Raw genomic sequence first — 14,786 nt, 5'->3', positions numbered from 1 at the left:
GGTACCTCTGTGCCAGCAAACGGGAGGTTCTCACATGGCAGCATTGCTCGATACAGTTGATCCGGAGGGGCTTGAGGAGTTTTCTGTGGTCTTCACGGACCGCTCTCTGAATTCAATGAGTAAGGCATTTCAGCAGGTCATGAATGACATGTCCTCGATGCTCAAAGAGGTTTATGCTGCGGATGCCGTTGCGGTCATCCCGGGTGGCGGTACCTACGGTATGGAGGCCGTCGCGCGCCAGTTTGCGCGGAATGCTGAAGTGGTCGTGGTGCGCAACGGCTGGTTCTCCTATCGCTGGAGCCAGATTTTCGAAACAGGCGGGCTCACAGCAAACACCACCGTTCTCAAGGCACGTCAGACCGGCAATGCCAGCCCGTCTCCTTTCGCGCCCGCGCCGATTGAAGATGTCAAAGAAGCCATCGCATCCCAGAAACCTGCCGTGGTTTTCGCACCGCATGTGGAGACCAGTGCTGGGGTGATCCTGCCGGACGATTATATCGCGGCGATGGCGCAGGCCGCGCACGACGTCGGTGCCCTCATGGTGCTGGATTGTATCGCCTCGGGCTGCGCCTGGGTGAACATGCGCAAACTTGGCGTGGATGTCCTGATCTCAGCGCCTCAGAAGGGCTGGTCAGCCTCGCCTTCTGCGGGTCTGGTGATGATGTCTGACCGGGCCGTCAGCCGGCTGGAAGAGACATCTTCCGACAGCTTTGCCATCGATCTGGGCAAGTGGCACAGCATCATGCAGGCCTATGAGAACGGCGGTCACGCCTATCACGCCACGATGCCAACGGATGCGCTGCGTGCGTTCCGGGATACGATGCTCGAAACGCAGGAATACGGTTTTGAGCGTCTGAAGGAAGCGCAGTGGAAACTGGGTGATGCCGTCCGCGGTATGCTCGCCGTAAAGGGCGTGGTTTCCGTGGCGGCCGAAGGCTGCGGCGCGCCGGGTGTTGTTGTCAGTTATACCTCTGACCCTGATATTCAGAATGGCAGTAAATTCGCCGCGAAAGGTATGCAGATTGCGGCGGGTGTGCCGCTGCAGTGTGACGAACCGGCTGATTTCCGAACCTTCAGGCTGGGCCTCTTTGGTCTGGATAAACTCTATGATGTGGACGGTACGCTGGCGCGTCTCGGCCGCGTGCTGGACGAGGTTATCTGACCCCGAGCCCCATCTGCATCAGGGTTTTGCGCACGGGTGCGATCGCATATAGCGCCTGCAGACCGGCAGCGCGCGCATCCCTCAGCGCCGGGGTGCTCACCTGGCTGGCACGGTTCAGCAGATCAATTCCCTGCACCCGCAGTGAAATATCAGAATAACGTGCTTTGTGGTAGGCATCCAGCATTGCCCGGTCCCCAAGGGTGTCCGGGCTCTTACAGGCCAGGTCGAGCAATGTTGCGGTGTCAGCGAGGCTCATATTAAGGCCCTGCGCCCCGATCGGGGGCACCACATGCGCAGCCTCGGCAATGAGAGCGGTCCGTTCTGCCGCCAGCTGGTCTGCTTTCTGACTGATGATCGGCCAGATCGTTCTGTGCGAAGCCAGCGTCAGCGGGCCGAAAAGGTGACAGCTGCGCTCGCTCATCGCGGCTTCAAACGCGGACACCTCCATCCCGAACCTCGTTTGAGCCAGCGGTCCGTCATCCATCCAAACAACTGCAGAGGAGGGCTTTCCGTCGAGATCGGGCAGAGGCACCAAAGTAAAAGGTCCGCCCGTGCGATGGATCTCTGTCGAAACATTTTCGTGCGGTTCAGGGTGCGTAACCGTAAAAGCCAGCGCCTTCTGACCGTAGCGCCTTGTGCTTACGCCGATACCGGCGGCCTGCCGGACGGGTGAGTGGCGACCGTCTGCCGCAATCACCAGACGCGCGTGTATCCGGGATTTGTCACTCAATGTGATCCGCGCGCCGGTTTCGCGGGTGAACACAGATTGTGTCGCTGTGCCTGGCCTGAAATCGACGGTTTCGAGCGCATCAAGGCGGCTGACCATTTCGCGCCGCAGCAGCCAGTTGGGGAAATTCCAGCCAAAGGGCTGTTCCGAGATGTCGGCTGCCCTGAATTCCCTCGTCAGGCGTGCCTCTGCCGTCTCGCCGCCCGCATCAACAATGCGCATAATCTGAAGTGGAGCCGCGTGTGGTGCCAGCGCCTCCCAGAGCCCTGCGGCTTCGAGCACCCGGCGCGCGGGCTGCAGCATAGCCGTGGAGCGCATGTCTGCAGCAGCATTGTCACGTTCGGTGACCGGCGGTGCAGGATCCACACAAACCACGGAAAACCCCGCGCTGCCACATGCAGCCGCAGCGGTCATTCCAGCGATGCCGCCGCCTGAAATCAGAATGTCACAGGATATGTCTGTCATTTTGTGTCGTCCATTGCGGGCACCCTAGTCGCCGCAACAATCCTTGACCAGACGTGTCATCCCCAGGTGATCATCAGCAATAGGACAAAGATGACGGGCACCAGTGCGAGGGCAGGCAGATACAGCCCGGGCAAACCAAAGATCAGGGCAGATGACATCCAGCTGCTGAAGAAAAAGATCAGGGCGAACCAGACGTTATTCTGGTCCCCGAATGTCACGTCGCGCGCAATCCAGCCAATAACGGGGATCGCGAAAAGAAGGCGTTGCCAGAGCGGCAGGGCAGGCAGATGTGTGGCAAGAGCCATGTCGTAAGCACTCCAGTTGAATATCCATTTCAGATGGGGTGCAGCGGGCACAAAAACAGGTGCCCGATTGTCGCATCCGTCCGTCAGTTAAGGGCGTTAAGGAATCTGTTCAGATCATCCGTGTGGAACTGGATATGTGGCCCTGGCGCGCGTTCTGCTGCCACATGCACCGTGCGCATGCCCATCGCATGAGGGGCCTTAAGATTACGTGAATCATCCTCAAACATCGCTGCATTTTCTGGTGCCAGACCGTCCTGCGCGAAAACCTTTTCGAATGCCTGTACTTCTGGTTTTGGCAGATAATCCGCATGTTCGACGCCGTACACGGCATCAAAAATACCGCCAAGGCCGCGGGCCTCCAGCACCCGTTGCGCATAGGGTGCGCAGCCGTTTGTGTAAACAATTCGGCGGCCGGGAAGATTGCGGATCAGATGAGCAAGTTCAGGGTCAGGTTGCAGGCTGTCCATGGGGATGTCGTGAACATCCTCCAGGTATGGCTCCGGATCGACATCGTGTTCGCGCATCAGACCGGCCAGTGTCGTCCCGTGGGTTGCCCAATAGAGTTTGCGCAGCCTGTCGGCCTCGGCACGGTCAACCGACAGGGTCTCCATCACCCAGCGCGTCATCCGGACCTCAATGAGGTCGAAAAGCCGCGCAGACGGCGGATACAGGGTGTGATCCAGATCGAACACCCAAGTCTGAACGTGAGAAAAAGCTTTCTTTGGCATGGCTCTGAGATACATCCATCAGCACATTGTGCAAGAGCAGACAGGCTTGCCTGTCCGGCATTCAGATCGTTAAGGTGGGTAAACCACTTTGGAAAGAGGCACTTATGGCATTGCAGAAACCCTCCCAGACGGATGCCTATTCCATGATACTGGAGGCCATCGACCTTGGTGTTTACCGCCCGGGTGACAGGCTTGTGGAAAGCGAGCTTGCCGAGCGTTTTGGTGTGTCCCGCACGCCGATCCGCGAAGCGCTGCAACGTCTGGAGACCCAGTCACTGCTGGCGCGGGATGGCCGGAGCCTCATTGTCGCTTCTCTGGACCATAACCAGATGGCTGAGCTCTATGTAGTACGCCGTGAACTGGAAGGGCTTGCCGCACGGCTGGCAGCGCAGCACGCTACCAGCGAAGAGGTGCGCATTCTGCGCGATATGGTCGAGGAGGACAACGCGCTGACGGACAATCCCGCAGCCCTCTCGCGGGCCAACCGGCGCTTCCACAAACAGATCCATCTGGCGTCCCACAACCGCTACCTAGTACAGCAGCTGGACCTTGTGCACCGCACCATGGCGCTTATGGCGACGACATCTCTGGCGGCTCAGGGCCGTGGGGAGATTGCGCAGGCGGAGCATGACAGAATTGTCCGTGCCATAGAGGAGCGTGATGCGGACGGGGCGGATGAAGCCTTGCGCGAGCACATTTCCGTGGCCTTCATGACCCGTCTCAAGCAGGACGCAACCCAGCGTCAGGACGAATCCTGACGAATTCTTTCAGGGATGTTGACCGGCCGGCTGACCCCATGCTGGGTTTTGTCCCAGTAAAAAGGCGCCCGCACCAGTTCCCACAGCGCTTTATAGGCCGCCAGTGTGCCGAGGGTGAAATATAGGCCCATGGTTGGCACGAAGGGCATCAGGTGCTGCCTCGGCTTATCAGCCGTCGCAATCAGGCCTGCACCGAGTGTCAGCACAGCAGACAGAATAAACAGCACGATCATACCGGTGACAGCACCGGTGCCGAGCGTTTCAGAGATCGGATGGCCGAGACTGGCGAGCACAAGCCAGAAGGACCATAGCATAGGGGCCAGGGCGAACTGTGCAACGGTTGCAAAAAAGAGGGTCTGCACACCAAGGAACCTTGCCGTGCCGAGGTCCCGCCATAGCTGGCCCGGGTTTCGCATGTGGACGCAGTATGTGATCAGAAACCCCTTGAGCCAGCGGGACCGCTGGCGCACCCATGGCCAAGCGCGGCTTGTCGCCTCTTCATGCGTGACCGTGGGCAACAGTTCGGTGACGTAGCCGTGACGCGCCAGACGCAGGCCGAGATCGGCGTCTTCCGTGACGTTATGGGCGTCCCAGCCACCCAGATCCTCAAGCGCGCGCCGCCGGAAGAAGAGGGTGGTACCGCCCAGCGGTACGACGAGGCCCATGCGCGCGATACCGGGCAGGAATACGCGCCACCAGGTGGCATATTCGATGCAGAAACAGCGGGTCAGCCAGTTTGAGCGCGCGTTGTAGTAGTCAAGAACGCCCTGCACGCAGGCGGTGTTGGGGGGCGCATTCCGGAAATGCGTCACCACTTTTTCGATCTGATCCGCCTCAGGCCAGTCTTCAGCATCCCAGACACCAATGATCGACCCGCGACAGAAATCCAGCGCGTAATTGAGCGCCCTCGGTTTGGTTGTCAGCGTGCCTGCTTCGGGCACTTCGATGACCCGCATCCACTCCGGGAGTTCCGTTTTCGCAATGGTTTCGCGCGTCAGCGTATCACCGGCCTCCAGCACCAGCACGATTTCGAGCAGTGATTTTGGATACGTCAGTCCGGACAGGCGCTGGATCAGCTGGCCGGCAATTTCACGTTCCCGCAGCAGCGGCACAAGGACGGACACGCGGGGCATCCGAAACCGGGTCTCTCCGGCATTGATCGTGGCCAGACCGCGCGCACCGATGGTCTGTGTTGCCCCGGTAATGCGCAGTGCCGCATCAGCCCGCAAACCGCCCAGCATGACCAGTTCGTCTTTGGGTTTTGCCGGTGCTGGCGGGGGTTTCACCAGCTGCAACAGACGTGAGGAGCCCAGGCCTGCGATCTTCTTCGGAAGTGCCGCAGGCGTCAGATGCGCTGCAAGGGCCACGAGTTTCAGGACGGTTGTCATGAGGAGTGTGGCTGTGGCGAAGAGGGTAAGTGCTGTGACGAGCAATGCAGGCGCGGTTATCGCGAGAGCTGCTGTCAGCACAAGAGCTGCTGAGCACCACCGCGAACGTGCTTTTCCTGACGCTTCCCACCCCCGGCAGCTTTCCCGGGCCGGCACGCGCTGGGCGGCTTCTGCGGCAAGTTCCGGGCCGTAGAGATGGCTGATGCGGGACTGGACTTCAGCCTCTTCCAGAATGACAGGAAAGAGATTTTTCCCGCGCGGCCCGAGGGCTTGCTGAAGCTGCGAAAAGGCATCAGGACTGCTTGTCGCGACCTGCACGCCGGAAGGGCTCTCGCGCCATGGCACAACCCCATAGCGCAGGCAGAGTGAAGCGGGCAGATGCCGTGCGAGATTAGGCGCAGGCAGGTTACGGCTGGGATCGGCTTCTTCTGTTCCTGCCTGAAAGGCCAGTGCGGACAGAACCTCCTGCCTGCTGACCAGGCCTTCGGCTACAAGGATATCCCCAAGGGGCGCGTCGATGCGCTGCTGAAGTGCCAGCGCATGTCTGAGGTCATCCTGCCCGATGGCACCCTGGTCCAGCAGGACCGACCCGACAGGCGCACGGGGCACGCCGGGATGGGTGCGCTTTGGCTTTGCCAGTCGCAGGTCAAAGTCGTTCATCGGTCAGCCCGGTTCAGGAATACCGGCCGAAACTTTCAGATCATGGTTAAGGATCTGTTAAAACGACATCTTTCAACCCATGCGGGAGCGCTCAGGCCGCCCGTTCTGCCATAGCACGCGCAAAGCGCTCAAAGAGATAGTAACTGTCCTGAGGACCAGGGCTGGCTTCGGGGTGGTGCTGGACGGACCAGACGGGTCTGCCGTCAACACGGATGCCACAGTTTGACCCGTCAAAGAGTGATGTGTGCGTTTCGACAACACCATTCGGCAGTGTCTGAGCATCAACAGCAAAGCCATGGTTCATCGAAGTAATTTCGACCTTGCCGGTGTCATGATCCTTCACCGGGTGGTTGGCACCATGATGGCCGTGGTTCATTTTGATGGTCTGTGCGCCAAGCGCCAGCGCCAGCATCTGGTGGCCGAGGCAGATACCAAAAACAGGAAGATCGGTTTCGTCCAGCACCTGCCGGATCATGGGGACGGCGTAGTTCCCCGTGGCGGCCGGATCGCCCGGACCATTCGACAGAAAAACACCGTCCGGCTCATGTGCCATAACCTCCTCGAAACCCGATGTCGCAGGCAGAACGGTCACATCACAACCAGCGCTCGCAAGGCAGCGCAGGATGTTGCGTTTTGCGCCATAATCCAGCGCAACCACCTTGTGTACCGGGTTTTCCTGAGGGCTGTATCCGTCCGGCCATGCCCACCGCATTTCGTTCCAGCGGTAAGACTGCGCACAGGTCACTTCTTTGGCGAGATCAAGACCTTCCAGACCTGAGAAGCCGCGGGCTGCAGCGACCAGGGCCTCGACATCAAAATTTCCTTCCGGGTCGTGCGCCAGCGCAACATGCGGCGCACCGGATTGCCGGATCGCGCGGGTCAGCCTGCGGGTATCGACACCGCCCAGTGCGATACGCCCGCGCGCGGCCAGCCATTTGTCCAGGTGCTGAACGGAGCGCCAGTTCGAAGGATCTGTTGGCATCCATTTGACGATCATACCGGCGGCCACAGGATCACCTGTTTCGTCGTCCTCCGGGTTCACCCCGACGTTCCCGATATGGGGAAACGTGAAGGTCACGATCTGTCCGGCATACGACGGGTCTGTCATGATTTCCTGATACCCGGTCATTGCCGTGTTGAAGCAGAGCTCGGCCACGGTCTGGCCGGTGGCCCCGAACCCGTGACCATAGAACAATGTCCCGTCGGCAAGAGCCAGACATGCGGTGGGGCGGTCGGGCGCAGCGGCGGTCATGGGCGGTCCTTTCGGCAAAAGGCTGGGGCAAAATCTGGCGGAAACTAGTCCCGGTGCACGATACGGTCAAGGGCGATTGCAGGCGCTTTACCCGCTATCTGACGTCGCGGCGTTCGGAGGAGGGGTGGTTGCAGCGGCGGGTGCCTTTAGATATGGTTCGGCGCTGGAGCACAGCCACGTCAAGTGGCCTCACCAGAAGGACAGATCAATGGACCTGCGCACCAGGATTTCCGCCGCGCTCAAGCAGGCGATGAAAGATAAGGCGGCCGAACGCCTGTCCACGCTGCGGCTGATCAACGCCGCGATCAAGGACAAAGACATTGCTGCCCGGGCGGAAGGCAATGACGAAGGCGTGGGCAATGATGACGTGCTCGCGATCCTCGGAAAGATGGCCAAACAGCGCACGGAAAGTGCGCGGGCCTATGAAGAGGGCGGACGGCTTGATCTGGCGGAGCGCGAACGCGGCGAAATGACGGTTATCGAAGAATTCCTGCCGAAACAGCTCTCTGAAGAAGAATCCGTAGCAGCTGTGGATGCGGCAGTTGCCGAAATCGGTGCTGAGAGTATCCGCGACATGGGCAAGGTGATGGGGGTTCTGAAGGGCCGCTACACCGGTCAGATGGACTTCGGGAAGGTCGGCCCGATGGTCAAAGAGCGGCTGTCCTGATCCCGGATCTGCCGCTGGCACGCTGGGGGCTGTCGGGCAGCATTTCTGAAGTTGAAAGCGGCAACCGGAACCGGGTTTTCCGTCTGATCACCGCGGATGGAACATCGTTTGCCCTCAAATCCACACAGCACAGTGAGGCGTCTCTGGCATGGCTCGGTGCTCTCCACGCTGCCGCCCGCGGTGCGGGTTTGCTGGTGCCGGGGTATATGACCGCCCGGGACGGGGCGCTGAACTGCCACGGCTGGACCTGTGAGCCCTGGGTGGAAGGTAAAGGCTTTGAGGCCGGTGACCTGGTTGCGGTCCGGGATCGGGTGCGCCAGTTCCACAGGCTGAGCGACTCTGTACCACGCAGACCCGGGGTCGCAGGCGCGGCGGACATCGTGCACGGCAACGCGCCGGGTACGGTTTTTCCGGATGATATGCCGCCGGACGTGGTTGAGCGCTGTCTGCTGTCATGGCAGGCCGTGTCAGGTAACCCGGTTGGTGTGGTGCACGGGGATATCAACGCAGGCAACCTGATCTGGTCAGACGGCGGTGTGCCCGTCCTTATCGACTGGGACGAGGCGCGCCGTGACTATCTGTTTTTTGATGACATTCAGGTGACGCCACCAACAGGCGGGAAGAACCCGGAACAGTTACGCGCCGCACTGGCGTGGGAAGTTTTTGCCAGCTGGCATGCCGAACCGGAACGGGCACGCCAGCTGGCGGACGACCTGCTCAATGGTGGCTAGCGCAGCCAGGCCCTCCGCAGCTCATCATACAGCGACACACGTTCCTCTTCGCTGAGAAACGCGCCGATTTCCACTTCGCGGCCCATGCCTTTGAGGGTGACGTACTGCGGTACAGGACCGTCTTTCTCGTATTTGGTAATCGTCGTCCAGTATCGGTTGCAGTCCCACTCCTGTACCTGCCCTGAGGGTTCCGTGCGCACCAGTTGCGCGTCTTCTTCTCCCAGTGTCAGAACTTCGGTGATCTGCCGGGACCGGTGGTTACGCTGAAGCGCAAAGTAAATCGCCCAGACAGCAGCCAGAAGAAACGGCAGCAGCCCCCAGAGGATGGGTGATCCCAGCAGCGGAAGTGTCGGAATACAGATCAGCGTAAACGTCGACAGTACGAATGCCGCCATTCCCCGTGCGGGCAGGGAATTATGCGGCCAGAGCCGCAGCGTCTGGGGCGTTTCGCCGGGTTCTGATGTCCACTGGTACGGCATCTGAAATGGGTCCACTTGTTGGTATGAGCAGTATCGCCATGCGGACCGTGGAGGGCAATGCGGCAGCATCCCGCAGGCCCGGTGAACCGGAGCTATGGTGCAAACAACCGTTGCAAAGTCGGCTGATCGGGCAGGCCACTTTCGGTAACGCCGATGCTGCGCTGATACGCTCTCAGACCAGCAATCGGGTCATCCGTAACGTTGTCTGAAAAACCTTTGTCCGCCAGGCGCTCGCGGATCCGGGCAAGCACGTCAGGATGGACAAGAATGACCTGTTGCCCGTTTGAAACTGCGACGGGTTCAGCCCCTTCGCGCAGGGCATCGGGCTGCAGAAATCCGGTCAGCTGTTCCAGCGCGTCTATCAGCCTGTCATCCGGCCGCGCCGTGCAATAGGCCCTCAGTTGCGCCACGACATATTCCACGGACTGCCACGGCGTCAGGTCAAACACACCGGGCGTGAGTTTTGCGTGTGCGGCGAACCAGCCTTCGGAAAACGCGGCGATCGCAAAGAGTGTTTCGCTGCCGGGCCCGGCTGTTGTCACAGCGTTGCAGGCGAGGCTCGCCGGATAGCCGGCTGCAAAGCGACCTTCACTGTCAGCTGCAGCGAGCGGAAAAGCCAGCGCAGCGGCGACCGCTGCGCTGGAGAGGATTGCCCGCATCAGGCTTGTCTGCGCCGCATCAGGCCCAGGCCTGCAATACCGCTCAGCAGCATCAGTGCAGGAAGGGGCAGCGGAACGGCAGACATGCCCGGTCCGGCATTCGGATCAAAAAACTCGACGGTTGGTGTCTGTGTCAGAAACACACTTCCGGACACCCCTGCGCCCGGGATAATGCCGGTCAGGAATGCGAGCGGATCTGTGGGATCAATCAACAGATTGGGGTCAATGCCACGGAGCTCGACACTGAACACCGGCCCCTGAACCAGCGGTTGACCCTCTGTATCCAGCAGGTCCGCAAAGACGAGGCGCTCGCCTGTGTTGATGTCTACCGAGAATTCTTCGCCATCTGCGGTAAACACGATGGTGTAGTCGTTCGGGTTCGGAACGTCGTCAAACTCCGGCGCTTCGATGCCTGCAATTTCGAACAGGTTCCCGTCACTGTCTTCGATTGTGTAGACGTAGCCTGTGGCCACATCCGGGTCGATCCAGATCGGCTCGAGCGGATCATCGCTTTCTGGGATGGTCACTGCAAAGTTGTAAGTGGGCGTGCCTGCGTCATCGACGACTGTTTCCACGGGAAGAAGCGGCGCATCTTCGAGGCCAGTGGGCACCGATTCGGAGCTCAGGACAGTTTTGGACGCGTCCAGTGTGCCCTGGATCTGGAATATCCCCAGCTGGGTTCTGTTGCCGTCACTGTCCGGGTCGCTGACAAGCGTCTCCTCGAGTTCGAAAATCCGGGTGAAACCATCATTGAAAAGCGCTTCATACAGCGCGTTTTCGTCGTCTTCGAGACTACTAAACCAGTTTTCCTCGCCGGCGTTTAGATTTGCAAAGAAGAAGCCGATGCTTCTTTCTTCATTGCCTTCAGTGATGACTTCATTGCTGCCGAAAGCAACAATATCGCCTGTTGTACTGTCACCGATGCTGATGTCGTCTCCTGATCCCATCACCGTGTAGTCAAAGAGGCCGTTGACCGTTTCCAGGACGCCGCCGTCACTGTCCTGCAAAACGGCGTCAATGGACGTATAAAACAGCTGATTTTCGGTTGGCTCATCACCGTCCCCGGTGCCCAGCACTGCATTCTTGTCAAACGCCTCAGTGTCGAGGGTCACGGTGAAAGTGATCGCCGAGAAGGGATTAAATTGCTGATCCAGCGCCCACACGTTGTCACCGCCGGTGACCTGAGACTCAAAAGTCGCGCCGCCGTTGGGTTCGTCGTTTTCAAAGATGCTCTGCAGTTCGCTGTTCACCGCGGCATCGAGAGCTGCGCGATCTTCGGGCGAGAGGTCATCGGTGTAGATGGCGCCATCGCCGGGAAAGAGAAAACCCGAGACATCGTCATCGGCGAAGTTGTCGTCCGGTGTGAAGCGGAACAGCAGGTTGTCATACGTCAGCTGGAGCTGGATTGTTTCGGCGGAAACAGTGGTCGCCGAAAGCGCGGTTGCGCAGACAAGCAGTGGAAGTCTTTTCATGAAATCGTAGTCCCTCGTATTTATGTAAAATTCGTACCGCCAGCTCCGGGACGGATCAAGGAAAACAGCGCCCGGCAGCCCGGAAAATACTTGTGGTTGAAGGGCTTATTCACAATTTGTCTGCACGCGCCGGATTGTTTGAGTTCTGGAAACAAAACCCTGTCTGTTCTGACGTAATTGCATCAAACGGCAACAAAAAAAGGCCCCGGAAATCCGGGGCCTTTGATCCGTCAGGCGACTCGCTTCAGTGCGCGTGCTTGTTGTCCCATTCTTCCTGCTTGGGCAGGATTTCGAAGGTGTGCTCAGGCGGTGGGCTGGGCAGGGTCCATTCGAGTGTGTCCGCATATTCGTTCCACGGATTGTTCTCCTTGGCTTCCTTGCCCTTGCGCACAGCGTAGAACATCACGCCGAAGAAGAAGACAAAGGACGCGAAGCTGAGGAACGCACCAAGGCTCGACCACCAGTTCCAGTAGGCGAAGGCCTCAGGATAGTCGATGTAGCGGCGGGGCATCCCCTGGCGGCCCAGGAAGTGCTGCGGGAAGAACGTCAGGTTCGCACCGATGAAGAACGCCCAGAAGTGCAGCTTGCCGGCCCACTCAGGGTACATTCTGCCGGTCATCTTGGGGAAGTAGAAGTAGATCCCCGCAAAGATGGCGAAGACCGCACCCAGGCTCATCACATAGTGGAAGTGCGCCACCACGTAGTAGGTGTCGTGGTAATAGCGGTCGACGGCTGCCTGGCTGAGTACGATGCCTGTGACCCCTCCGACGGTAAACAGGAACAGGAAGCCGAAAGCCCAGAGCATTGGTGTTTTGAACTCAACCGATCCGCCCCACATGGTGGCGATCCAGCTGAAGATCTTGACGCCTGTCGGCACCGCGATGACCATAGTGGCCAGCATGAAGTAAGCCTGTTGATTGAGGCTCATGCCGACAGTGTACATGTGGTGCGCCCATACAACGAAGCCGAGTGCGCCAATGGCGATCAGCGCCCAGACCATCGGCAGGTAGCCAAAGACCGGTTTGCGCGAGAACGTTGCGATCACGTGGCTGATGATGCCAAAGCCCGGCAGGATAACGATGTACACTTCCGGGTGTCCGAAGAACCACAGAATGTGCTGGTACAGGACCGGGTCACCACCGCCTGCGGGATCAAAGAAAGTGAACCCGAAGTTGCGGTCCATAAGCAACATGGTAATTGCACCCGCCAGAACCGGCAGGGACAGAAGGATCAGCCACGATGTGACAAAGATCGACCATGAGAACAGCGGAACTTTAAAGAGCGTCATGCCCGGGGCGCGCATGTTCAGGAAGGTGGTGATCATGTTGATGGCGCCCAGGATGGAGGACGCGCCGGAGACGTGCACCGCGAAGATCGCTAGGTCCATCGAGAAGCCGCCCTCATTGGTCGACAGCGGCGGGTAGAGAACCCATCCAACGCCCGAACCTGCCTGATCGTTGCCACCCGGTGCGAGGACCGAGCAGACCGCCAGCGAAGTACCCGCGACGTAGAGCCAGAAGGAAAGGTTGTTCATCCGCGGGAACGCCATATCCGGCGCACCAATCTGCAGAGGCATGAAATAGTTGCCAAATCCGCCGAAGAGCGCGGGAATAACAACAAAGAACATCATCAGGATGCCGTGGCCCGTGATCAGCACGTTCCAGAGGTGCCCGTTTGGTGTACAGGCAGCATCGCTCGCCATCAGGCGGGCGCCTTCCATACACATGTACTGAACACCCGGCTCCATAAGCTCGAGGCGCATGTAGACGGTGAACGCAACCGATATGAAACCGGCGAGCGCGGAGACGATCAGATAAAGAATACCGATGTCTTTGTGGTTGGTGGACATGAACCAGCGCGTGAAAAAACCGCGCTCGTCATGGTGATCATGGCCGTGGATGGCTGCGTCTGCCATGCTCTTGCCTCCTGACAGTAAGTTTGGCGCCACAGCGGTTCCCGGGCTGTGCGCAGATTCCCGTCGTTTCTAGAGGGAGTTGGCGACAGGAGCAATGATCGTATTGACGCAGCCAGGAAATTTATCTGCCCGTGCGGGAGCGGCTTCCGGCCAGGTGGATATCCGCGCAAATCTTTATCTGCGGCAGTGCGCGTTCACAGTGTGTTAACACTCCGGCGTCATGATCCGGAAGCAGCCAGTTTTTGCGCGCAGCAGGAGCACAGGAAAGTCGCGTATATGCCCATCGCTTCAGTCTCTGATACGACAGGCCGCATCGCCCCGGTCAACGCAGAAAGTCCGGACTTTCTGCGCCGGATGGCCACGCTGGTGCCGGGTATCATCTATATCTTCAACCATCAGTCGATGAGCAATGAATACTCAAACCGGTCAATCGCCGAACTTCTTGGCTACAGCCAGGAGGAAGCCATCGACATGGGTGATGCTCTGATGACGACAATCATGCATCCGGAAGAGCTGCAAAGGATCGGAAATCATTTGGAAACGCTTTCCCGCAGTGCGGATGGCGTGCAGCACCTTATTGAATACAGAGCGCGGAGCAAAACTGGCGATACAGTTTGGCTCCGCAGCATTGATACACCGTTCGACCGCGATGTGGATGGGTCTTTGCTGCGTCATATCGGCATTGCCATGGACATCACGGCACAGAAAAAAGCTGCAGAAAGACTGCGAAAGATCAATCGTGAACTTGAGCAGCTGACATATGTGGCAACGCACGATCTGAAGGGGCCGGTCACAAACATGGCTTCTCTGCTCCAGAGTATCGCACAGCGCAGTGATGACCTGCCGCCTGCCTACTCCGAAACGCTCGAGCTGATGATGGAAGTCTGTCAGCAGGCGAACAGCAAGCTCAACACGCTGGTGCGCGTATCAGAAGCGAGTACCGGACAGTTCCCCCTCACCGAACCTGTGAATATTGGCGAGGCATGCGCCTCTGCGCTGGAAGAACTGAAGGGCGACATTGATCGCCTTGGTGCGCGGGTCGTTACTGACCTCAGGGCGTCGGAGGTCTCATTTGTACCGGGTGCGCTGCCTGAAATAGTGCGGGATCTGGTCCACAACGCGCTGATCTACTGCCCGGAAGGGCAGTCGCCGGAAATTACGATCAGATCGCGGAAGCATGAAGGCACCACCCGGCTGGAGATTGCGGACAATGCGGGAGGCCTCGATCCGGAGCGGGACCGGGATAAGGTTTTCAGCCTGTTTCAGAGGGCGCATGCTGAGCCGCCTGGCGATGGCGTGTCCCTCTATGTTGCAAGGCGTCTTATGGAGCGTATCGGCGGATCAATTGAGCTGTCCCCGGATGCATCCGGAGGCTCCGTTTTCTCGCTCGTTTTCCCCCATTGACCAGGTTTTGCGAA

General features: G+C 59.1%; 14 protein-coding genes. 5 read left to right on the top strand and 9 right to left on the bottom strand.

Annotated elements, in window-relative coordinates; translation table 11 throughout:
* Positions 1–34: 34 nt before the first annotated feature.
* Positions 35–1,162: an aminotransferase class V-fold PLP-dependent enzyme gene (locus tag AB4K19_RS12350; RefSeq protein WP_375228656.1), complete on the top strand. Its 1,128-nt coding sequence runs from the start codon at positions 35–37 to the stop codon at positions 1,160–1,162.
* On the opposite strand, the gene AB4K19_RS12345 is transcribed toward AB4K19_RS12350, so the two are convergent.
* From AB4K19_RS12345 to AB4K19_RS12335, 3 genes are all read right to left on the bottom strand, one after another.
* Positions 1,155–2,354, bottom strand: a complete 1,200-nt coding sequence (locus AB4K19_RS12345; protein WP_375228655.1) for a UbiH/UbiF family hydroxylase — start codon at positions 2,352–2,354, stop codon at positions 1,155–1,157. The genes AB4K19_RS12350 and AB4K19_RS12345 overlap by 8 nt on opposite strands.
* A gap of 56 nt (positions 2,355–2,410) precedes the next feature.
* Positions 2,411–2,659, bottom strand: a complete 249-nt coding sequence (locus tag AB4K19_RS12340; protein WP_375228654.1) for a hypothetical protein — start codon at positions 2,657–2,659, stop codon at positions 2,411–2,413.
* Between the two features lie 83 nt (positions 2,660–2,742).
* The gene (locus tag AB4K19_RS12335; protein ID WP_375228653.1) at positions 2,743–3,387 is read right to left on the bottom strand and encodes a pyrimidine 5'-nucleotidase; all 645 of its coding nucleotides are present in this window, start codon (positions 3,385–3,387) and stop codon (positions 2,743–2,745) included.
* A gap of 104 nt (positions 3,388–3,491) precedes the next feature.
* Between AB4K19_RS12335 and AB4K19_RS12330 the strand changes: the two genes are divergently transcribed.
* The gene (locus tag AB4K19_RS12330) at positions 3,492–4,145 is read left to right on the top strand and encodes a GntR family transcriptional regulator (RefSeq protein ID WP_436397755.1); all 654 of its coding nucleotides are present in this window, start codon (positions 3,492–3,494) and stop codon (positions 4,143–4,145) included.
* Here the strand turns inward: AB4K19_RS12330 and AB4K19_RS12325 are convergent.
* Together AB4K19_RS12325 and carA are read right to left on the bottom strand one after the other, a co-directional pair.
* Positions 4,130–6,193 (bottom strand): glycosyltransferase family 2 protein, encoded by a 2,064-nt coding sequence (locus AB4K19_RS12325; RefSeq protein ID WP_436397753.1) that lies wholly within the window; start codon positions 6,191–6,193, stop codon positions 4,130–4,132. The two genes, AB4K19_RS12330 and AB4K19_RS12325, sit on opposite strands and share 16 nt — an antisense overlap.
* Positions 6,194–6,284: 91 nt before the next feature.
* The gene (gene carA, locus AB4K19_RS12320) at positions 6,285–7,445 is read right to left on the bottom strand and encodes a glutamine-hydrolyzing carbamoyl-phosphate synthase small subunit (protein ID WP_375228652.1); all 1,161 of its coding nucleotides are present in this window, start codon (positions 7,443–7,445) and stop codon (positions 6,285–6,287) included.
* A gap of 208 nt (positions 7,446–7,653) precedes the next feature.
* Here carA and AB4K19_RS12315 point away from each other — a divergent pair, with 208 nt between their 5' ends.
* Both AB4K19_RS12315 and AB4K19_RS12310 read left to right on the top strand, forming a co-directional pair.
* Positions 7,654–8,112 (top strand): GatB/YqeY domain-containing protein, encoded by a 459-nt coding sequence (locus tag AB4K19_RS12315; RefSeq protein ID WP_375228651.1) that lies wholly within the window; start codon positions 7,654–7,656, stop codon positions 8,110–8,112.
* The gene (locus AB4K19_RS12310) at positions 8,109–8,843 is read left to right on the top strand and encodes a phosphotransferase enzyme family protein (RefSeq protein ID WP_375230886.1); all 735 of its coding nucleotides are present in this window, start codon (positions 8,109–8,111) and stop codon (positions 8,841–8,843) included. Before AB4K19_RS12315 ends, AB4K19_RS12310 begins: the two co-directional genes overlap by 4 nt.
* Here AB4K19_RS12310 and AB4K19_RS12305 read toward each other — a convergent pair.
* The 4 genes from AB4K19_RS12305 to ctaD form a co-directional block, all read right to left on the bottom strand.
* Complete coding sequence (locus AB4K19_RS12305; protein ID WP_375228650.1) at positions 8,840–9,322, bottom strand: DUF2244 domain-containing protein; 483 nt, start codon at positions 9,320–9,322, stop codon at positions 8,840–8,842. The genes AB4K19_RS12310 and AB4K19_RS12305 overlap by 4 nt on opposite strands.
* A 92-nt stretch (positions 9,323–9,414) precedes the next feature.
* Complete coding sequence (locus AB4K19_RS12300) at positions 9,415–9,981, bottom strand: hypothetical protein (protein ID WP_375228649.1); 567 nt, start codon at positions 9,979–9,981, stop codon at positions 9,415–9,417.
* On the bottom strand, positions 9,981–11,453 hold the full coding sequence (locus AB4K19_RS12295) for a hypothetical protein (RefSeq protein ID WP_375228648.1): 1,473 nt from the start codon (positions 11,451–11,453) through the stop codon (positions 9,981–9,983). Before AB4K19_RS12295 ends, AB4K19_RS12300 begins: the two co-directional genes overlap by 1 nt.
* 244 nt (positions 11,454–11,697) lie before the next feature.
* Complete coding sequence (ctaD, locus tag AB4K19_RS12290) at positions 11,698–13,368, bottom strand: cytochrome c oxidase subunit I (RefSeq protein WP_375228647.1); 1,671 nt, start codon at positions 13,366–13,368, stop codon at positions 11,698–11,700.
* A gap of 276 nt (positions 13,369–13,644) precedes the next feature.
* Between ctaD and AB4K19_RS12285 the strand changes: the two genes are divergently transcribed.
* Positions 13,645–14,772: a sensor histidine kinase gene (locus tag AB4K19_RS12285; RefSeq protein ID WP_375228646.1), complete on the top strand. Its 1,128-nt coding sequence runs from the start codon at positions 13,645–13,647 to the stop codon at positions 14,770–14,772.
* Positions 14,773–14,786 lie beyond the last annotated feature (14 nt).

Origin of the sequence: Roseobacter phycocola (assembly GCF_042055075.2) — a bacterium.
Taxonomy (GTDB): Bacteria; Pseudomonadota; Alphaproteobacteria; order Rhodobacterales; family Rhodobacteraceae; genus Roseobacter.
Note: the sequence above shows the minus strand (reverse complement) of the source record. Positions and strands in the feature narration are given on the sequence as shown.